The organism is Variovorax sp. efr-133-TYG-130 (assembly GCF_030208835.1).
Classification (GTDB): Bacteria; Pseudomonadota; Gammaproteobacteria; order Burkholderiales; family Burkholderiaceae_C; genus Variovorax.
Map to the genome: position 1 here is coordinate 225,601 of NZ_JARVTD010000012.1, position 20,437 is coordinate 246,037.

Consider the following 20,437-nt stretch of genomic DNA (forward strand, 5'->3'; position numbering starts at 1 on the left):
GCGCGGCGCTCAGCGCTCGCTGATGGCGCGCAGGTTGTCGGCCGTGAAGAAGCCCGAACGCATGCGAGGACCGGTCGGCTCGGTGAACCAGCGGATGTCCTTGCCGACGCCCACGGTGTGCGTGTCGAAGACGTAGCGACCCTCGGCCAAGTTGTTCTGCACCATGGCCATCGCGTCGCACGAGCCGGTCTCGTACACCGGGATGAGGAAACCCTCGCGCATCTTGGCGAGCTTGTTCTGCCCGTCGAAGTCGTCCATCAGCAGCGGCGCCCAGCTGTCTTCGTCGAGGTAGACGGTGCGCTTGGGCGCCGAATGGCGCATGCCGGCCTTGACGGTGGCCTCCACCACCCACACACGGTGCAGTTCGTAGCGGCGATGCGACTGCGCGATGAAGTCGTCGCGCGCGACGTCCTCGAACTTGGCCTTGAAGTCGTAGGCGCCGAAGGCGTTGTAGGGAACGTAGATCTCCTTCTTGCCCACCAGCTTCCAGTCGAAGCGGTCGAGCGCGCCGTTGAAGACCTGCGGCTCGTCCAGCGTGTACTGGTTCTCCATGCCGATCTGCGGGGAGTCGTGCGAGTAGGTCGGCATGCGGCGCACGCGGCGCTGGCCGGGGAAGTAGTAGAAGGTCTCGTTCTCGGCCTGGTTCATGTACTGGGTGATCGCCAGGGCCTGGCCGGCCAGCGCGGCGGGCGAGGTGTAGCCGAAGTACACGTAGAACTCCACCGGCGGCAGCGACGACAGTTGCTGCGAGCCCTTGGCGCCCGAGGGAATGAACACCGTCTGCTCCGAGTCGGCGCGGATCCACTCGGTGCTGCCGCGGCGCGGCGAGACGGCGGTGATGGTGCCCTTGTAGTCGACGCCCACGCCGCGGTAGCGCATCTTGGAGTTCCACATCGCCTCCACGCCGTTGGAGGGAAGGGGGAACGGATAGCCCGGCACGGTCGCTTCCTTCAGGCTCCAGCCGTCGTCGTTGAGCCGGGCGGTGCCCACGTTCTTGCGCGTGTTGGCCGCAACGAAATCCGGCACGCCGCAGGTGCGGTGCGACGGATAGACGTCCATGCGGTAGTCCTTGCGCTGCTTGAGCATGGCGACCTGGCCGGCCGAGAGCTTGTCGGCGTACTTGTCGACGTTGGCCGCATCGATGGTGAACAGCGGCTTCTCGTCCTTGTGCTTCCAGAAGTCGCGCCGCAGCTTGCCCCATTCCCAGCCGGCCAGCGGCGGCTCCGCGCCCTGCCAGGCGGGAATGCTGCCGTCGGCGTTGCCCTCGCGCTGCGCGCCCGAGGGTGTGAGCTTGTCGAGTTGGGCCGCGTCGGGCGCTGCCATGGCGGAGAAACCGGGGCAGAGCAGGCCGGCGGCGACGGCCACCGCCAGGGCGAGAGGGCGAAGGGTTCTTGCACAGTGCTGGGTCATGGGAACTCCTGAAAGATGAAGAGGCGAGGTGTGTGGATCCGAATCGCCCGGACCGTGCCCGGGCTGCGCCGATGCCCGCTTTACCAACCGGCAGTGGGGTCTTTGGACTATCGGAGGGAGGCGGTGCCGGCCGTTATCCGAGATCGGCATCTGTTTGCGGCCACGCGACCGCACCGCTCCGGGCGTTGTGCGGGCCGTGTGGCGGAGGGGGTGGATCAGCCGGTGCTGCGACGCAGCGGCAGCATGCGCCGCAGCACGGCGTCCTTGCGCACGAAGTGGTGCAGCAGCGCGGCCCCGACGTGCAGCACCAGCAGCGGCCAGGCCAGCCAGGCACCGATGAAGCTGTGCACCGCCCAGGCCGCATCTTCCAGCTGCGCCACGGAGAGACCGAAGGCGTCGCGTATCGCGGCTGCGATGGCGGTGTCGCGGCAGGCAGGGATCACGAACAGCCCGAAGTCGGTCGGGTCGTAGGTCGTCATGTAGCCCGACAGCGGCATCAGGATCAGGATGGCATAGAGCGCCCAATGCGCCGCGTCGGCCGACAGACGCTCCAGGCGCGAGCCGGCGACATGCCGCGGCACGCCGCCGGCAATGCGCCATACCAGCCTGGGCAGCGTGAGGAAGCCGATGGACAGGCCCAGCACCCAATGGATGTTGAGCAGCGGCACCACCCGCTCGACATTGGGCGTGGTGCCGAACAGCCCTGGCTTGATGCTGGTCTGCGGATCGACGAACCAGATCACGTAGTACACGACCACGTAGGCCGTGATGAAGGCTGCGGCCGTGGCCCAGTGGAAGAGCATCGAGGCCCGCCCCCAGGCGTCGATCGTGTTGCGCCAACCCATTTCAGATTTCCTTGTGCGGTGCGGTGCGGTGCAGGCCCGGGGCTCAGGCCGGCAGCAGGACGGTGACGACCTTTTCCTCGGTGTACGCCAGCGCGCCGGGCAGGCCGCCTTCGCGGCCGATGCCGCTGGTCTTGAGGCCGCCCCATGGCAGGTTGGCGTCCAGCGGGCTCCAGCAGTTCACGCCCACGGCCCCGGCCTTGACGCGCGCGGCCACGCGGTGCGCCCGCGCGAGCTGCGTGGTCCACACCGTGGCCGCCAGTCCGTAGGACGAATCGTTGGCCAGTGCGACGGCCTCCTCCTCGTTCTCGAAGGGGATCACGGTGCCCACCGGGCCGAAGATCTCTTCGCGGGCGATGGTCATCTGGTTGGTGGCCTCGGCGAAGATGGTGGGCTGCACGAACCAGCCCTTCTCGGGCCGGGAGACGCCGCCTGCCAGCAGCACCGCGCCTTCGTCCAGGCCGAGCTGGATGTAGCGGTTGACGCGTTCGAACTGCGCCTTCTTGGCCACCGGCCCCATCTGCACGCCGGCCTGGCGCGGGTCGCCGACAGTGACCGCCCGGGCCGCCTGCGCCAGCGCCTGCGCGAACGGCTCGGCAAGGCTGCGCTGCACCAGGATGCGCGAGCCGGCAGCGCACACCTGCCCCTGGTTGACGAACAGGCCCAAGGCGCAGCCACGCAGCGCGTCGTCGAACGAGGCATCGTCGAACACGATCTGCGGGCTCTTGCCACCGAGCTCCAGTGTCACGCGCTTGAACAGCGGTGCGGCAATGCGCTGTATGGCGCGGCCTGCCTCGGGGCTGCCGGTGAAGCTGATCTTGGCGACCAGCGGGTGCTCGCACAGCGCGCGGCCCACCACGTCGCCGAAGCCGGTCACCACGTTGATGACGCCGTCGGGAAAGCCTGCTTCCTGCGCCAGCCGCGCCAGGTGCAGCGCGGACTGGGGCGTTTCCTCGGCGGGCTTGACCACCACGGTGCACCCGGCGGCCAGCAGGGCGGCGAGCTTCCACACGGTGATCATCAGCGGCGAGTTCCACGGCACGATGGCCGCGACCACGCCCACGGGCTCGCGCAGCGTGTACGACAGCGTGGGCGTGCCCATGTAGCCCCCGGTGGGCACCGTGCGGCCTTCGAGCTGCTGGGTCCAGCCTGCGGCCGCGCGCAGGTTGGCGACGGCGTTGGGCACGTCCATCATGCGCGGCTCCATCGGCGAGCGGCCGATGGCGTTGGCGTCCATGTCGGCCAGCAGGGCCGTGTCGCGCTCGACCAGGTCGGCGAGGCCAAGCAGCAGCTGGGCGCGCTGGCCGGCGTGCAGCCGGCTCCAGGCGCCGCCCTCGAGCTGGGCATGGGCCGCGGCCACGGCGCGGTCGACGTCTTCGGCGGTGCCGCGGGCGGCGCTGCCGTATTCCTGTTCGTCCACGGGGCTGACGAGCCGCATGCGCGCGCCGTCGGAGGCTTCGGCGTGGGCGCCTTCGATGAAATGCTTGAGGTTCTGGGTCATGGTGTCTGCGGATGTTCGAGCGGCCGCAGTGTCCGGGGAGGGCACCGCGCTGCGTTAGCCCAAATCAGCAACGCGCATGCACGCTGGCGAGGGCGCCACGGCTGCCATGCACGGCGCACCGCCACGGTGCGAGGGATCGACCTCGGTCTTGCACGTTTATTGCTTTGTCGAAATCGAGCAGCTCAGAGGGTTAGCCGCCACAGGACTGCCGCCGCTTGAGATAGCAATTCCCCGTTCGCGTTTCCGCCATCGGGTTTCCTCTGTCTGACACCGAGCCCAATATATGCAGAATTTCTTCTATTCGATAAATTTGCATTTATCTAGAGCGCAACCGAGCTTCTTCTGAGCAAGGATTCCATGCCATGATCCGAAGCATCCGCCATTTCCAGGACGTCCATGCCCATGCCGCATCGGTGGCCCATTGGAGCCAGCTCTACAGCCAGCTGACGGCCGGTGCGCTCGAGAGTTCGCTGCAGCAGCTGTCCAGCGACCGCTGTCACGTCTTTCGCGAACGCATCAACCAGCGCGTGGTCCAGCAAGGCGAGGCGCCCGGCCAGCGCGTGTGCTTCGCGGTCCCGATCGCCATTCCGGGCACCGCCCGCATGCAGGGACGCGACGCGGACGACAACAGCCTTTTTTTTCTGCGCGGCGGCGAGGAGTTCATGTTCCACATGCCCACGGGCATGGACCTGCTGTCCATCACCTTCGAGCGTGCCTTCTTCGACGCTGCGCTCCTGGAAATCCCCTTTGCCGAAGAGATCGCCCGGCTGCTGCGCCAGCCCGTCATCAAGGTGCCGGCGCAGCGCTTCGCCGAATGCCGCCAGCGCCTGATGGCGATGTTCTCCGAAGCGCTGGTCAACGACGAACTCAGCGGCACCCCCGCGCGGCAGGACGAACTGGAACAGGCGCTGCTGGGCGAGCTCGTGCAACTGGTGATCGACCCGGCCTGCGACCGGCATCAGCGCAGCGGCAGTTCCACCCAGGATTTCATCGTCGAGAAGTGCCACCGCATGGCCATGGCCGAAACCATGAGCGCACCGAGCGTGATGGAGTTGTGCGAGCGTCTCCAGGTCAGCCGGCGCACGGTGCAGAACAGCTTTCGCACGGTGGCGGATACGACACCGCTGAGCTACCTGCGCTCGGTGCGCCTGAACGGTGTGCGGCGTGCCCTGAGGGGCAGCCGCGCCGGCGACCTGACCGTGGGCGACGCGGCGGGGCAGTGGGGGTTCTTCCACCTGAGCCATTTCGCGGCGGAGTACCAGGAGCTTTTCGGCGAACTGCCGTCGCAGACGCCGCGGGCGGCCAGGTGGCATGACGCCTGAAGCGCGCGCGCATTTCCGGATTGCCGATCCGGGCTACCGCTGCCCGGGCATGCCTTCCTAGACTGCCTCACTCGGCGGCCGGCACTGCGGTGCATGGCCTTCCCTCCCCACGCTGCACGCGTTTGCGCGCGGCATGCATTGCGACGCACCATGGAAACGCTGACTCCCGCGATGACACCTGCCCAGGAAACGCGCCACCCCCACGCCACCAGCCTTCGCCGCGGCACGCTGAGTGCCGGCTTCATCACGCTGCTGGTCATCTCGGCCGCGAGTCCGCTGAGCGTGGTCGCGGGCGGCTTCCCGATCGGGATGATGCTGGGCAACGGCGCCGGCACGCCGGTGCTGGTGCTGGTGGCACTCGGGCTGCTGCTGATATTCGCGACCGGCTACACCGCCATGGCCACCTGCGTGACCAGTGCCGGGGGCTTCTATGCGATGGTGGCACGCGGCCTGGGCGGCAGGGCGGGCGGGGCGGCCGCCATGGTGGCGGTGTTCGGCTACGTGACGCTGCAGTTCGGGCTCTACGGCCTGCTCGGCGCGGTGGCGTCCGAGACGCTTCAGACGCAGTTCGGCCTGGCTGTGCCGTGGTGGGCCTGCGCCTTCGCCGCGATGGCCAGCGTGGCGGTCTTCGGCTACCGGCAGATCGACTTCTCGGCGCGGGTGCTCGCGGTCTTCGTGGTGGCCGAGTACCTGGCGGTGCTGGCCCTGGACGTGCTGATCCTGTCCAGGGGCGGTGCGCATGGCATCGACGCGCACTCCTTCTCGCCGGAGGCCTTCACCAGCGGCAACCCCTTCATCGGCCTGCTGTTCTGCTTCGCGGCCTTCATTGGTTTCGAGGCGACCACCATCTACAGCGAGGAAGCCAAGGACCCGAAGCGCAGCATTCCCATCGCCACCTATGCGGCGCTGCTGCTGGTGGGGGGCTTCTATTCCTTCTCGCTGTGGTGCCTGGTGCTCGGCGCGGGCAGCGACCAGGTGGTGGCCACCATCACGGCACTGGCCGATCCGACCAACCTGCTGTACCTGCTGTCGGACACCTATGCGGGCCATGGCCTGACGGTGCTGCTGCGCCTGATGTTCATCGCCAGCATCTATGCGGGGCTGATCGCCTTCCACAACTCCAGCGCGCGCTATTTCTATGCCATGGGCCGCGAGGGCCTGATGCCCGCTCGCCTGGGCTGGACGCATGCACGCCACCGCAGCCCGCACGTGGCCTCGTTGCTGCAGACGGCGCTCAGCGCCGTGGCGGTCGGGCTGTTCGCGCTGCTGGGCGCCGACCCGGTGCTCACCCAGTTTGCCTGGCTCAGCAACCTGGCCACGCTGTGCCTGCTGGTGCTGATGATCGCTACGGCCGTGGCGGTGGTGCGTTTCTTCAGGGCAGAGTCGCACGGCTATGGCCAGATGCGGATCCGCGTGCTGCCGCTGCTGGCTTGCGCGGGCTTGCTGGTCGTGCTGGTGCTGGCGGTGGGCAACTTCCATGTGCTCACCGGTGCGAGCCGGGGTATCTCGGGGGGCCTGGTGGTCACCGTGCCTCTCGCCGCGGCCGCCGGATGGCTGGCCGCATCGCGGCTGGCGAAACGCGATCCGCCGCGCTTTGCCGCACTCGGCAAGGACCGCGGCTGAGCCCGGTGCGTCCCTTTCAAGCCGATGAAGCGTGTAGCCATTCCTTGCGAAGGATCGCGTACTGCATGGTGTTCTCGTAGACGGGCTTGCCCTGGGCGTCGTTCCTGAACGAGATGAACTCCAGGAACAGCCCTTCGGCGCGCATGCCCAGCTTCTCGCACAGTCGCCGGGAGGCGCCGTTGTGGTCTTCCACATAGGCATAGAGCCGGCGCGCGGCCCGGGCGGTGAAGAGATGGGCGAATAGCGCCGCGGCGGCCTCGTGGGCGTAGCCCGTGCCGCCGAAACGCGGGTTGAAGTTCCAGCCGACCGAGAAGGTGTCGTCCTCCTGCATGGCGAACAAGTCACCGATGAGCTGTCCCGATTCCTGGAGGCACACGGCCACATGCTCGCCGTTGGTGTTGCGTCGTCGAGCCTCGGCCCGAGCGTCTTCGACGTTCGCGAGTGCAAGCGACAGGAAGCAGCTCGCGGTCGGGGCATGCAGGTAGTCGAACAGGTCCGTGGCGTCCTGCTCGCAAAAGCGCCGGAGGACGAGCCGCGGGGTGTGGATGGGTTGCTCGAGGGCCATGGTCTTTGCTTGCTTCGTGTTGTGCGTATCTGTTTCTGTATCTCGTGGATCCGGGACCGCCGCGGCTCCCGATCAGGTCCGCGGATGGTGCCCGACAATAAAGGGCACCGCGCGCTTGCGCGCCCGTACGATTTCTTGTTTCACGACCGCAGCCTTCCCAGACGATGAACAGCCTTCGCCGCATGCTCGATGTCCTCGATCTCTTTCGGCCCGACCAGCCGGTCATCGACGTCGAGATCATCTGCAACCAGCTCGGCTACACGCCCGCCAGCGCCTACCGCTACCTGCGCGAGCTCGGCGATGCCGGCCTCCTGGTGCGCCTGCCACGCGGCTATGCGCTGGGGCCGCGCATCATCGCGCTGGAGCACCAGATGACCGACTACGACCCGGTCCTGGTGCGCAGCCGCGACCTGGTCGAGAAGCTGGTGGCCGAGACGGGCCTGGATGCCGTGATCAGCGAGTGGTACGGCGACTCGGTGGTCAACGTGCTGATCCGCCGCGGCCCCGACCCCGGGCCTGTGGGCGGAGGCCGCGGCCGCCCCATCGACCTGTTCCACAGCGCGACCTCGCGCGTGGTGCTGGCCTACCTGCTGCCGCGGCAGATCCGCCGTGTCTTCGATGCCCATGCCAGCACGCCCGAGGGGCAGCAGCAGGGGCTGGAGTGGAAGTCCTTCTCCAAGGGCCTGCTGGCGATCCGCAAGCAGGGCTACTGCATCAGCGAAAGCGAGCTTCACCCAGGCCGCACGGGCGTCGCCGCGCCGATCTTCGACGAGAAGCAGCGCGTGCTCGGCAGCATGACGCTGGTGGGACGCAACGAGCGCTTCCGGGCCTTCCAGGAAAGCTACCTGTGCACGCTGATCACCACCGCCGCGTCGGAGCTCACGGCCCGCATCGCCCAGCAGTAGGCGAGGCGGCCGTGCCGCGCGCGTCACGGCCGGTTCAGAGCGAGGCCAGCGCCTCGCCGAAGACATCCAGCGCGCGGTGCAGCAGCCGCTTCGAGATGGTCAGCGACGGCATCACGCGCATCACGTTGCCATAGCGACCACAGGGCACCATCAGCACGCCGTGGCCGAGCACGTATTCCATGATCTGGCCGACCTTCTGCGGCGCCAGCGGCTCCTTGGTGGCCTTGTCCTCGACGAGCTCGATGCCGATCATCAAGCCCTTGCCGCGCACCTCGCCCACATAGGGGCTCTGGAAGCCGCGCACCCGTTCCTGGACTTCCTGGCCCAGCAGTTCCGCGCGCGGCATCAGCCCCAGCGCGGGGTCGTGCAGGATCTCGAGGTTGGCGAGGGCCACCGCAGCAGACAGCGAGTTCGCAGCGAAGGTGTTGGGGACCGAGCCATCGGGAATGCGCGCGGCCAGCTCGCTGCGCATGGCGATGCCGGCCATGGGCACGTCACCGCCGATGCCCTTGCCGAAGGTCAGCATGTCGGGTTTGACACCCGTGTGCTCCACCGCCCACATGCGGCCCGTGCGGCCGGCACCGCACTGCACCTCGTCCACGATCAGCAGCGTGCCGCTGCGGTCGCAGGCCTTGCGCAGCAACTGCAGGAACTCGGGTGAAGGCGGGACGTACCCGCCTTCGCCCTGCACCGGCTCCACGATCACGGCGGCCACGTCGTCGGCGGCCGTGTAGGGCGTGTTCAGCAGGTAGTCGACGTATTCGCCGGCGATCTGCTCGGCCGATTTGTGGGTGGTGTCGAACGGGAAGCGATAGGCGTACGGGTAGGGCGCATGGATCACGCCGGCCATGAACGGTCCGTAGCCCTTGCGGTAGGCCGTGCCCGTGGTCAGTGCGTTCGACGCATGCCACACGCCGTGATAGCCGCCGTGGAATGCGATGATCTGGTGGCGGCCCGTCACGCGCCGCGCGAACTTCACAGCCGCTTCGAGCGCATCGCTTCCGCTCTGCGCGAAAAAGGTGATGCAGTCGTTGCGCAGGCCTTCGGGCATCAGGGCCGACAGGCGCGCGGCCAGCTCGGTGCGGCGGGTGCTGTTGACCTCCATCGCATGCATGAGCTGCTGCGACTGCTCGACGATCGCTTTCTGCACCTTCGGATGGCAGCGGCCCACACTGCTCACGCCGACGCCGGCCGACAGGTCGATGAAGGTGCTGCCGTCCGGGTCCTTGAAGGTGGCGCCGAAGGCGCGGTCCATGACGACCGGCATGCGGCCGCCGCCGCGCGCCATCGATTCGGTGCGAGCCGACAGCGCCAGGGCTTCGGCCGCGCGCGGTCCGGGATAGGGGCCCGCGGCCATCTTGGGTGCGTCGGGGAAATGCAGGTTTTCGAGAAGGGATTCGATGTCGTTCACAACATACCTCGGTGAGTCTCTGGGTGCTTGAGTGCAGGCGCGTTCAGCACGCCAGCCGCAGTCATGGTTCCATTGATCACCGCAGTCCGTTAGCCCGAATCGGCAAGTCCGCTGCCCTGGCGGTGGACCGAAACGCGGCGCGAGCGACGACCCGTGGTTAGACAATGACTTCAGGGTAGGCGCGTTTCGCACGGCACCTCACGCCGCGTCGCGCATCGGCGAGCGTTAGTCGTCGTCGCAGTCGTCGTCGTGCCTGTGGTGGTAGTAGGGGTCAGAGTCACGGTCGATGTGCAGGGCGACGGACGGCGGCTGATAGACCGCCGGCGGAGCAACAACGACCTGCGGTGGGGCCGCATACGCGGGCGCCGGTATCACATAGCTCGGCGCGGCTTCGTAGACCACCGCCGGCGGTCGAGGCACCACGACCATATTCGGAGAACTGATGCCGATGGACCAGCTCACGCCGGCGGTCGCGCACCCCGCTGCCAGCAGCAAGAGCGCAGCCAGTGCGAATGGACATAGTTTTTTGTGTAGAGGGCTCTTCATGAAAGCTCCTTGCATTGAAGTTCTTGATGTGTGATGGAATGGCCTGCCCTGCGCTTGCGGCAACAGCGACGACATGCGGCTCTCGGGGCACTGGAAATGAGTGATGCGCAATGGTGCCGATGCTTCATTGAAGATCGGTGCGCACGGCATCAAGGATTGGTCAAGCGGATTTCTTTCAGGAGGCCCCAAGCGCGACGTGGCGCGCCAGGCAGGCGAATCCCGCGCTCCTCCTTCCAGGGAAGAAACGCTTAACAGCCGATCGCTCTGCGAAGCCCTTGATCGCGGGGCAGGCTGATCCGGATCTCCAGCCCGCCTCCAGGCCGCACAGCAGCTTTGGCCTCACCGCCATGGGCCTTGCAGATCGCCTGCACGACGGAAAGTCCCAAGCCGGTACCGCCGGCGTAGCGGGAGCGTGATCGTTCGCTGCGCCAGAAGCGTTCGAAGAAGCGCGAAACGTCGTCCACCGAAGCGCTCTTGCCTCGATCCCGCACGATCAGTTCGAGGGTGGAGGCATCTGCGCGGCAGTCGATGTCCACCAGGCCGCCATCGCTCGCATAGCGCACCGCGTTGTCGATCAGCGCCGAAAGGACCTGGCCCAGCCTTCCCCTGTCGGCGCGCGCGGTCTCCTTGGTGTCCACATGGTTGGCCGCCGTCATGCCGCGTTTCTGAAGGGAGGGCAGCGCCCATGAGAGGCGCTCATCGACGAATCCGTGCAGGTTGAACTCCGTCATTTCCAGCTGCAGGCGGCCACCCTGAGCCAATGACAGAACCTGGAGGTCGCCGATGATGCGGTTGATCTGTCCCAGTTGATCGAGCACGGTCCGGATTTGCTTCTCATCGAGCGGGAAGACCTCGTCGACGATGCCCTGCAGCCGCCCCATTGCGGCAGTGAGCGGCGTGCGAAGCTCGTGGGCGATCGCGGCGCTGGAGTCCTGCAATTCGCGATCGTAGGCCTCCAGACGCTCGGCCATCGCGTTGAAGTGATTGGCCAGTCGCTGGAGTTCGGCCGGTGCGGAGTCGAGCACCGGTGCGCGGGCGGAGAAACGCCCCATCGAAACCGATTCCGCCGCCGTCGCGACGTCCGAGACGGGCTCGACGATGCGGCGCGCCAGGAGCAATCCGAACCCCGCCACGAAGGGTGTGATGGAAAGGCTCAGCAGCATCTGGATGAGCAAGTCGTCCGAATCCGACGGCATTGCGAAGCGGTCGCCGTACTGGGTATAGAGCTCGACCAGGCGCTTCGAGGCCTCCTCGCTCTTGGGCGCGCTCTCGAGGTGCCTGATCTCCTCGGCGACGCCGGGCGGCAGCTGGGCCTCGTTCTTCGATTCCCAGTAGCCGTAGCGAACCCACATGCCCGCCTGCACGGCCGCCGCCGCGGCAATCGCCAGCGCGATCATCCGCCACGTGAGCCACGCCCACAGCGAACGGCGCGATGGCTTCATCTGGAATCGCCAAGGCGATAGCCGACGCCCCGCACAGCCGTCGGGGTGCCTTGGACGCCTTGTTCTTCCAGCTTTCGCCGCAGGTTGTGCACATGCGTGTCGACCACCCGCTCGAGCGCATCGCTCTCGGGCAGGCATGCCTCCAGCAATTCAAGGCGGCTGAAGGCCTTGCGCGGATTGCGCATCAAGGTCGCTAGGAGCTTGAACTCGGTGATGGTCAGGTCGAGAGCCTCGGGCTTGTCCGCGACACGTGCCATCACGGCGTCGAGATCGAGCTGCAGCGGACCCCACGCGAGGTGAGACTGGGCGCTCTGTTGAGAGCTGTTCCGGACGCGCTTCAGGATGACCTGCACGCGCGCGACCACCTCCTTGGGGTTGAAGGGCTTCACGACATAGTCGTCCGCACCGTAGCGAAGCGCGCCCAGCTTCTCCACTTCTCCGTCCACGGCCGTGACCATGATGACGGGTACATCGCCGGTCCTGCGAATGGCGCCGAGGATCTCGTTCCCATTGACCCGCGGGAGCATGTAGTCGAGGAGCACGAGGTCCGGCTGCCATTGCCGGAACATCTGCATGGCTTCGCCGCCATCGCTGCAAATGGACGTGAGGTAGCCGTCTCGCTGCAGATAGGCAGCCAGCACCTCGGCGATCTGGGAATCGTCTTCGACAATCAGGATGCGCTCGTTAGCCATGGAAATCATGCTTCTTTCTGAAGGGGGCATCACATTGATTTGCGATGGGGTTGCAGATGCGCAAGAGCGGAATCTTTCCACGGGGAGCATGCGGGGCAGCACCTTCGCGAGCAACCCCGACATTATCCGACGCGCTCCTGAGCGCACAGTGACGCGGGGGCGCGACCTCCTGCGTCCTGGCTGCTCCAGAAGAGACATCGGTGGCTCGGCCAGGTTGCAAAGAGGTATGGGGTGGCCCATGAAGCCAGGCGCCAGATCGATGAGACCGAAACGCGCATGAGTGGGACGGCAACGCAAGCACCGTGCACAGCGAACAGGGATGCAGTCGATTGTCAGCTGCGTCTGTCAACCGTCGAACCACCATTTGTCAAGATCTGATCAAGACCCGCCCTCGCCGCAACTGCGCAGGCTCGGCCGAAGCGAATCACATCCGAATCCGTGCAAGGACAGCCTCTTGAAAGAAACCACATGAACACTCGATCGCAAGTCCATCGCGCCACGACAGCATCGGCTTGTGTCGTCATCAAGGGCAAGTCATGGGTTTTCAGTTCGAGCCGTCGCGTTCTCGTGCCTTGCGCCGGCACCCGGCTGTTGAAAGGCGGACAACCGAATTTGCAATGTGGCCGATGCGCCGGCTCCGGTTTCCCAGGCGGCGCAAAGTGTTCTCCACGCCGGACTCCGCAGACGCGCGCAGAACGCATAGCTCGACCATCTCGGCATGGGTGTCTGCCAGGGCCGACAAGTTGCTCCTGGTGGTGGTGCTCGCTGCGGTGGCTGTGTGGTTGTTCTACTGGTTCGGTCCGTGAGCTGCTGCGCACGCGTGCGACGGCGCCGGCAGTACATCCAGCTCGAAGCCGCCGAAATCTGCCTCCAGCGAGCAGATGAAGCTCCCGCCAAAGACTGTGCGTCGATCCACGATCTTCACGCCGTCGCCGCCCGCAGAACCGACATGGGCGCGATGCGGATGCCCAGTTCTCGCAGAAGGAGGGGAAGATGAGGGTCGGACCACACAGCGAACTCGACGCAGCGCCCACGACTGATGACGTCGCCCGCCGCCGAACTCCCAGGGTGGCACATCAGCAGATCTCCGCTGCGAGCCTGCCTCAGCCATCGCCGCAACAAGGAGCCATACCCGGTTTCAGTGGCATCGAAACCGTACGCGCCCAGCAAACGGCGATTCGCGCCGAATCCCAGCGAGCGGGCACGACGGCGGAAATGCTCCGCGCCCACCAGCCGATCTATGAACCATGCCTTGCGTCCATCGGCGCTTCGAAAAGATCCGGCCAGCGAGGTAGCCGGCGCGGCGCTCACGCGCACCCAAGGCATCGCGCTGCCGTATCGCCTGAGCAGCACATCGAGCACGACATCCCGTATCACCGGCAGGTGATGCACATGTTCGTGGCTGTCCACATGGGCGGGGGCCCGGAACATCTCTTCCTCGAATGCGTCGAGCTGGCGCAACAGGGCTTCGCGCACATGGCGCTTTGGCAGCAGCCGAAGATGCGTGGCCGCGATCAAGGTCTGCACAGATCCCAACGCGGGCGCTCCGCGGAACGACTGCGTGAGGTTGAAATGCAGGCCGACGTCGATCCGTCGGTTGTCCAGGCGTCGTGCCCGCGCTGCGCCGTCTTCCCACGCCGGCGCCTGGGTCATCGCGCTCAGCGCACTCACGCGGCGCATCTCCGACAGGTGCAGTGCGGCTGCGTTGACACCGGTATTCAGGCCGAAATCGTCCACGCAAACTGCGATGGTGCGTTCCGGGCATGAGGGCAGCCCATTGGTGAAGACCTGGACCTGCTGGGCACATGGCCTGGATGTGACTGTCGGGTTGGCGGCGCCGGCCGGGATGTTGCGAACTTGCGCAGCGAAGCATGTGGATTGCCTGTTCATCTGCGTCATTCCCTCAACGCCCTGCTTCCGGCCTGCCGGCCTTCGACACGAGTCCGGGGACTCGCACGGTGGGGCTTTCCCGCGGATCGACGCCACCGTCGGGGCCGGCGCCTCTCAGCCCGGCGCCCAGGGATCTGCGAACCAGGTACAACGGGCGTCCCTTCACTTCATCGAAGACCCGCGCCAAGTACTCTCCGATCACTCCGAGCGACACCAGCTGCACCCCCGCCAGCAGGAACATGGCGACGACGATCGTGGTCCAGCCCGACACTTCATTGCCCCACAGCATGTACGACAAGCACAGCATGCCGCCGTAGCCGAACGCGGCGATGGCGAGCAGGCCACCAAGCACGCTGGCCGCGCGCAGGGGCCAGCTGGTGAACATGGTGATCCCGGTCAGCGACAGGCTGCAAAGTGCCTGCAGGCTGTAGTGGCTGCGGCCGTGGGGCCTCGGAGGCGGCACGTAGGCCATCTGCTCCACGTGGAAACCGACCCACGCGAACAACCCCTTCATGAAGCGGCTGCGTTCCGGAAGCGCGCGCAACGCGTCGGCCACCGCGCGGTCCAGCAGCCGGAAGTCGCCTGCGTCGGCGGGTACCCGAAAGCGCCGGTCACAGTCGAGAAGCTTGTAGAAGATCCGTGTTCCCACGCGCTTGACCCAGCGCTCTGAATCGCGATTCGCGCGCCTCGCGCAGACCATGTCTGCGCCCTGGGTCCAGCGGGCGATCATCTCGGAAATCAGTTCGGGCGGGTGCTGGCCGTCTCCGTCCATCAGGAGGACCAGATCACCGCGCGCCGCGTCCAGGCCCGCACTGAGCGCGGCTTCCTTGCCGAAGTTGCGCGAGAGCTCCAGCAGCCGAACGCCCTGGTCTTGCCAACGCAGCGCCGACTCGCAGGTGGTGTCGGTACTTCCATCGTCGACGACGATCACTTCCCAATCCCGCTTCAGTGTGACCAGTACCGTGATCAGGCGCGGCAGCAGCAGTTCGAGGTTCCTGGCTTCGTTTCGGCAGGGAATGACGCAGCTGATGGAAGCGCCTTGGTCTCTTTGCATGGGTTGTGTCGCTTGCGCCGGCGCCAGAGGTGCATCGTGCGCCGGCCGCTCGGCCGACGTGAAGTCATCGAGGTGCAAGCGCATGTGGGCATCAAGCAGGGCCTTACGGGTGAGCGAGTCAATTTGCTGCATGCGCGCTCCATGTGCAGGAGATGGACGGCGAGCGAGGGACGACCGTTCGCCAGTACAGGCCGGGGAATTTTTCGCCTGCTGGGCGATATCCGGGGTTTGATGCCGTCTTGCTCAGTTCCAGGACGCCGCACTCGTCGGCCAGGTCCTTTTTCACCCAGGGGCTAATGTCGAAGCGGCCATCGATCAGTACAAGGGGCCGCTCACCGAGCTGAAGCGCCAGCGCGCCTGCTTCGGCGGGAGGTCCCGCAATCACGCGGACCGGTCCGCCAAGTTGGGCGCGTGCTGCCGGCGCCACCGCGTCGGCCAGGGCTTTCGCATCGAAATTCCGCCAGTGATGACGCTGCAGCCGAAACTCTCCGTTGGCAGAAATCATCTGTCCCCAGGCAAGCAGCACGAGTTGGACGAGGAGGAAGCTTTTGAGGGCCGATTTCAATGAGACCCGGTACCAGGCTTCTTTCCAGCGACCCAGTTCCATGAAGGCCGGAACGGCGAGCAGCAGGAACGGAGCGCCCCAATGCAACTGCAGGTCCGCCCCCACCGCCAGGCCCAGCACGAAAGTGAAGACCAGCGGTGTGAGCCCGAAGCACAGCAGGAGCCTCCGGCTCATTACCGCATCGCCGGGTTGTGGCTCATGCGGCGCGCTCGACGGCGCGTGGGCATCCGTGCGTGCGCGGGCCGCGAACATGAGCAGCGACAGAAGAAAGAGCCACGCAGGCAGCGCCCGGTTCAGTAGCTGATCGGACAGCCAGCGTACGCAGACGCCCAGCCTCCGCATCCCATGGAGATCGAGGCCCAGCGACGACTCCATCGCATAGCGGATGGGCCCGAGGTCGTGCGTCCAGAGCCAGTACAGATGCGGAGCCATCACGGCCAGGGAAACGACGGCGGCCAGTGCAAGGCCTCGCCGATGATCCGCATCCCGCCAGCCTCCCTGCCACGCCCAGAACACCGCCACGGCCACGGCCATCACAGCGATGTGATATTTAGCGAGCCCCCCGACGCCGAGACAGACCCCCAGCCACAGCCACCAGCGTCGCTGCCTCGATACAAATGCTCTCCAGGTGAGAGCAGCGCTTGCCACCGCGAACGGGATCAGCACCACTTCGTGGTTGTAGTAGTAGAGACGACCGTTGTAGTAAGTGATGCACAGGGCCGCGAGCAGCGCCACCGTGGCATGCACGCAACCGCGAAGGGCCGAGAGAAGCCGCCAGAAGAGGCCCATTGCGACCAGCACGAAGGTCGCGCCGAGCACATAGGTGACAGCTCCCGACAAACCCATCAACTGCACGGGAAGCCAAAGCACCCACGTGGGCAGCGGAGGATGCTTGTAGTAGCCCCACTCAAGGCTGCGCACCCAGGTGAGCTGCTCGATGTTGTCCGTGGGCGGCACGAGACTCGATTGCGCAAGATGCGGCAACCAGATGGCGGCAAACAGGGCAAGCAGCGCGATGACCCAGGCTCCGCTAGACCGGCGAGGCGAGGTACCGCACGACTCCGCTGACCGCGGTGACTGCCGGATCCGAACGGGCCGCGATACGGGGCCGCTGGGTACGGCCTCGGCGGGGTCGACCACTGTCGATGTAGAAGGGACGGAATTGAAATCTGCAAGCGGAGAGTGCATTCGAAGGCGCGCGAGCCCAGGTGAGTTTCAGGGTGGACGGTGACGAAATGCTCTCTTCGCACGATGCAGAAGCATTGGGGGTTTCATCAACGTTCAATCAAGGCGAATAGAACTGCCTCGAGGGCGTGGCCGAGCGCAGCAGCTCTCGACCAGATCTGGATCGTGCGCCGGCGCGTTCTCGATGCGCTCTCACAAGAATCCCTTCCAGTTCCTTCAATGGGACGGATTCCTCGTTGCCGCACGGATGGTCGCTTCTCGCGGCCCGGCACAGGGCCATGAAACCAACCTTGAAAGCGATGCATTGAAGACAGCTCGGAAATGGGCACTCGCGGTCGGCACCGTCGTCCTTGCCAGTGCCGCCGCGGTCGTGCTTGTGGAAATGAATGCAGGCTCGCCCGATCTGGCCACCGCGCCGGTGGAGCGCGGCACCCTGACCAAGGACGTACAGGCTGTAGGCCGGGTCCGTCCCAAGGAGTTGGTCGCTGTCGGCGCACAGGTGTCGGGTCGGGTCGAACGCCTGCACGTGTGCCTGGGGCAGCGAGTAGGCAAGGGACAGTTGATTGCCGAGGTCGATGCTCAGCCTCAGCAGATCGCGCTGCGCAGTGCCGAGGCGGCAGTCGACGCGCTGCGTGCGCAGCTCAACGCGCGGCGCGTGGCAATGGCGCAGGCCCGAGTGCTGCTGCGCCGCCAGCAGACGCTGGCGGTGGCCGAGGCGACCGCGCAGGCCGATCTGGAGGCGGCGCAGGCGGCGGTGGATACGCAGCGTGCCGACATCGACTCGCTGCAGGCCCAAGTCGTGCAGGCGCGCACGCAGGTCGACACGGCGCGCACGCAGCTCGGCTACACGCGCATCGTGGCGCCGATGGATGGCGTCGTGGTGGCGGTTGTCACCCGGCAGGGGCAGACGCTCAATGCCTTCCAGAGCACGCCCACCATCGTCATGCTGGCGAAGCTGGACGTGATGACCGTGCGCGCGGAAATCTCGGAGGCCGACGTGAACTTGGTGGCGGTGGGCATGGCGGCGAGCTTCGTCGTGCCGGGCAGCCGCACCGATCGCTACCAGGCACGCATTGCCCTGATAGAGCCGGCTCCCGATTCCATCGCCAACGAGGCTGCGGCGGCTGGAAGCGCCTCGTCCACAGCCGCCGCGGCCAAGGCTGTCTACTACAACGCCCTGTTCGACGTGCCCAACGAGCACGGCATGCTGCGGCCCTCCATGACGGTCCAGGTCTCCGTGCATGTGAAGACGGTCGAGAACGCATTGCTCATTCCCGCCGTGGCGCTGGGACCGGGTGCGAAGGCCGGACACGGAACGGTGCGCGTGCTGCAACCCGACGGGGACGTAACCGAGCGCCAGGTGCAGACCGGCCTGCGCACACCGCTGCAGGTGCAGGTACTCGGCGGCCTGGCCATCGGGGAGCGCGTCGTGGTCGGCGAACCGGTCGCGGCCGATGCCGCAGTGCCTCAAGGACCGGCTCTATGGTAAGCACGTCCAGGGCATTGCTGGAAACACGCGGCCTGCGCCGCGAGTTCGTGGCAGGGGAGGGCACTCTCACCGTGCTGGACGGCATCGACCTGCGGATCGACGCGGGTGAGATGGTGGCCATCGTGGGTGCCTCGGGCTCCGGCAAGTCGACCCTCATGAACATCCTGGGCGCACTGGATCGGCCGACTTCGGGCAGCTACCGCGTGGCCGGCCAGGAGGTCGCGGATCTGGACGCGGATGGACTGGCGAAGCTGCGGCGAGAGCACTTCGGCTTTGTCTTCCAGCGCTACCAACTACTGGGGGAGCTGACTGCGCTGGACAATGCGGCACTACCCGCCATCTACGCGGGTTGCGATGCGCAGCAGCGCCAGGCCCGTGCGCGGCTGCTCCTGGAGCGCCTGGGCCTGGGCGAGCGTGCAGACCATCGGCCCAACCAGCTCTCGGGTGGGCAGCAACAACGGGTCTCGATCGCGCGCGCGCTGATGAACGGCGGCAGCGTGATATTGGCCGACGAGCCGACAGGTGCCCTGGACACCTCCAGCGGTGAGGAAGTGCTTCGCCTGCTCGCCGAACTGAATGGGCAGGGGCACACGGTGATCATCGTCACGCACGATGCCCAGGTGGCCCGCCGCGCGTCGCGCGTGATCGAGATCAGCGACGGCCGCATCGTCTCCGATCGCCGCAGTGAGGCCGCGACGGTGCCGGGCGCGGCTGAGTTGCCGGCGCCGCCGGAAGGCGAGAGCCAACGTGAAGGCAGAGCCGCGCCTGCACGCTTGGCGCAGACGCTGAGCATGGCGACTTTCGCCCTGCGTGCGCACCGGCTGCGCGCGCTGCTGACGATGCTGGGTATCGTCATCGGCATTGCAGCGCTCGTGTGCGTGGTTGCGCTGGGGCGCGGCGCGCAGGAGCAAGTCATGGCCCAGATCCGCGAGCTGGGCACCAACACGCTGGAGATCTTTCCCGGCCGCGACTTCGGCGACCTCAGAGCGAGTGCGATCGAGAACCTTTCGGTGGCCGACGCTGAGGCGCTGGCGCAGCAGTTCTACGTGGACAGTGCCTCGCCCAACATCTCGGTGTCGGTGACGGCACTGCGCGACTCCGCGGCGGCATCGGCCCAGGTCAACGGCGTGGGGGCGGGACTGTTCCGCGTGCGCGGCCTTTCATTGGCCGCGGGCCGCTTCTTCGACGCCCGCGATCAAGAAGCGCGCGCACAGGTGGCCGTGATCGATCAACGCGCGGCCACGGCGCTCTTCGGTAGCTCATCGCCCTTGGGGCAGACCGTGCTTCTCGGCGAGATGCCGGTGCAGGTGGTCGGCGTGCTGCGCCCGATGCAGAGCAGCTTCGCGTCGAGCACGCCGGGCTTCTTCGTGCCCTACACGACGGTGGCGACCCGACTCGCGGGAAGGCAATTCCTCGAAAGCATCACCTTGCGCATCAAGGACGAAATCTCCAGCCGTGCAGCGCAAGGCGCCGTCGCTTCGGTGCTGCGCGACCGCCACGGCAGCCAGGACTTCTTCATCATGAATTCGGACCAGGTCCGGCAGGCCGCCACGCGCACCAGTCGCACCCTGGCCCTGCTGATCTCCGGCGTGGCGACCCTGTCGCTGATGGTGGGCGGAATCGGCGTGATGAACATCATGTTGGTTTCGGTGACCGAGCGCACGCGAGAAATCGGCGTGCGAATGGCCGTGGGCGCGCGGCGCGCCGACATCGTGGCTCAGTTCCTCATGGAAGCCGTGCTGATCTGCCTGATCGGCGGCGCAGCCGGCGTGTTGCTGGCCTTCGGCCTGGGCGCGCTCATCGCTTTGCTGATGCCGCAGCTGCCGATGTCCTTTTCCGCGCTCTCGGTGGTACTGGCCGTGGTCAGCTCCTGTCTGGTCGGCGTGGCTTTCGGTTACCTGCCCGCAAGAAACGCCGCACGGCTCGAGCCGGTGCAGGCCCTCGCGAGGGATTGACATGACGCGATCCCTACCTTCCGCTCTTCTTCGCCCGCGG

Annotated in this window: 16 protein-coding genes; 5 read left to right on the forward strand and 11 right to left on the reverse strand. The window is 66.6% G+C overall.

Annotated elements, in window-relative coordinates; genetic code table 11:
- Positions 1-9: 9 nt before the first annotated feature.
- From QRN67_RS16495 to QRN67_RS16505, 3 genes are all read right to left on the reverse strand, one after another.
- Positions 10-1,410, reverse strand: a complete 1,401-nt coding sequence (locus QRN67_RS16495) for a DUF1329 domain-containing protein (protein WP_285412687.1) — start codon at positions 1,408-1,410, stop codon at positions 10-12.
- A gap of 215 nt (positions 1,411-1,625) precedes the next feature.
- Positions 1,626-2,255 (reverse strand): cytochrome b, encoded by a 630-nt coding sequence (locus QRN67_RS16500; protein ID WP_285412689.1) that lies wholly within the window; start codon positions 2,253-2,255, stop codon positions 1,626-1,628.
- 43 nt (positions 2,256-2,298) lie between these two features.
- Positions 2,299-3,753 carry an aldehyde dehydrogenase family protein gene (locus tag QRN67_RS16505; RefSeq protein WP_285412691.1) on the reverse strand — a complete coding sequence of 485 codons (1,455 nt, stop codon included), beginning with the start codon at positions 3,751-3,753 and terminating at the stop codon, positions 2,299-2,301.
- A gap of 362 nt (positions 3,754-4,115) precedes the next feature.
- Between QRN67_RS16505 and QRN67_RS16510 the strand changes: the two genes are divergently transcribed.
- Both QRN67_RS16510 and QRN67_RS16515 read left to right on the forward strand, forming a co-directional pair.
- The gene (locus QRN67_RS16510) at positions 4,116-5,075 is read left to right on the forward strand and encodes a helix-turn-helix domain-containing protein (protein ID WP_285412692.1); all 960 of its coding nucleotides are present in this window, start codon (positions 4,116-4,118) and stop codon (positions 5,073-5,075) included.
- Between the two features lie 150 nt (positions 5,076-5,225).
- Positions 5,226-6,698: an APC family permease gene (locus tag QRN67_RS16515; protein ID WP_285412694.1), complete on the forward strand. Its 1,473-nt coding sequence runs from the start codon at positions 5,226-5,228 to the stop codon at positions 6,696-6,698.
- 16 nt (positions 6,699-6,714) lie between these two features.
- Here the strand turns inward: QRN67_RS16515 and QRN67_RS16520 are convergent, their stop codons facing one another.
- Positions 6,715-7,263 carry a GNAT family N-acetyltransferase gene (locus QRN67_RS16520; RefSeq protein WP_285412695.1) on the reverse strand — a complete coding sequence of 183 codons (549 nt, stop codon included), beginning with the start codon at positions 7,261-7,263 and terminating at the stop codon, positions 6,715-6,717.
- 164 nt (positions 7,264-7,427) lie between these two features.
- Here QRN67_RS16520 and QRN67_RS16525 point away from each other — a divergent pair, with 164 nt between their 5' ends.
- Positions 7,428-8,168 carry an IclR family transcriptional regulator gene (locus tag QRN67_RS16525; protein ID WP_106937971.1) on the forward strand — a complete coding sequence of 247 codons (741 nt, stop codon included), beginning with the start codon at positions 7,428-7,430 and terminating at the stop codon, positions 8,166-8,168.
- 34 nt (positions 8,169-8,202) lie between these two features.
- Here the strand turns inward: QRN67_RS16525 and QRN67_RS16530 are convergent, their stop codons facing one another.
- The 7 genes from QRN67_RS16530 to QRN67_RS16560 all read right to left on the reverse strand — a co-directional run bounded on the left by QRN67_RS16530 (position 8,203) and on the right by QRN67_RS16560 (position 16,725).
- The gene (locus QRN67_RS16530; protein WP_285412698.1) at positions 8,203-9,579 is read right to left on the reverse strand and encodes an aspartate aminotransferase family protein; all 1,377 of its coding nucleotides are present in this window, start codon (positions 9,577-9,579) and stop codon (positions 8,203-8,205) included.
- Between the two features lie 225 nt (positions 9,580-9,804).
- Positions 9,805-10,002, reverse strand: coding sequence for a hypothetical protein (locus tag QRN67_RS16535; protein ID WP_285412699.1), 198 nt, complete (start codon positions 10,000-10,002; stop codon positions 9,805-9,807).
- A gap of 371 nt (positions 10,003-10,373) precedes the next feature.
- Entirely contained in the window at positions 10,374-11,567 is a 1,194-nt protein-coding gene (locus tag QRN67_RS16540; RefSeq protein ID WP_285412700.1) for an ATP-binding protein, read from the reverse strand.
- Positions 11,564-12,259: a response regulator gene (locus QRN67_RS16545; protein WP_106938500.1), complete on the reverse strand. Its 696-nt coding sequence runs from the start codon at positions 12,257-12,259 to the stop codon at positions 11,564-11,566. Before QRN67_RS16545 ends, QRN67_RS16540 begins: the two co-directional genes overlap by 4 nt.
- Positions 12,260-13,180: 921 nt before the next feature.
- Positions 13,181-14,149: a ChbG/HpnK family deacetylase gene (locus tag QRN67_RS16550; RefSeq protein ID WP_285412701.1), complete on the reverse strand. Its 969-nt coding sequence runs from the start codon at positions 14,147-14,149 to the stop codon at positions 13,181-13,183.
- A 13-nt stretch (positions 14,150-14,162) separates the two neighbouring features.
- Positions 14,163-15,335 (reverse strand): glycosyltransferase family 2 protein, encoded by a 1,173-nt coding sequence (locus tag QRN67_RS16555; protein ID WP_285412702.1) that lies wholly within the window; start codon positions 15,333-15,335, stop codon positions 14,163-14,165.
- Complete coding sequence (locus QRN67_RS16560) at positions 15,322-16,725, reverse strand: glycosyltransferase family 39 protein (protein ID WP_325003251.1); 1,404 nt, start codon at positions 16,723-16,725, stop codon at positions 15,322-15,324. Before QRN67_RS16560 ends, QRN67_RS16555 begins: the two co-directional genes overlap by 14 nt.
- 532 nt (positions 16,726-17,257) lie before the next feature.
- On the opposite strand from QRN67_RS16560, the gene QRN67_RS16565 reads away from it, so the two are divergent.
- Positions 17,258-18,442, forward strand: coding sequence for an efflux RND transporter periplasmic adaptor subunit (locus tag QRN67_RS16565; protein WP_285412703.1), 1,185 nt, complete (start codon positions 17,258-17,260; stop codon positions 18,440-18,442).
- Positions 18,436-20,397: a MacB family efflux pump subunit gene (locus tag QRN67_RS16570; RefSeq protein ID WP_285412704.1), complete on the forward strand. Its 1,962-nt coding sequence runs from the start codon at positions 18,436-18,438 to the stop codon at positions 20,395-20,397. The genes QRN67_RS16565 and QRN67_RS16570 overlap by 7 nt, the downstream gene beginning before the upstream one ends.
- Positions 20,398-20,437 lie beyond the last annotated feature (40 nt).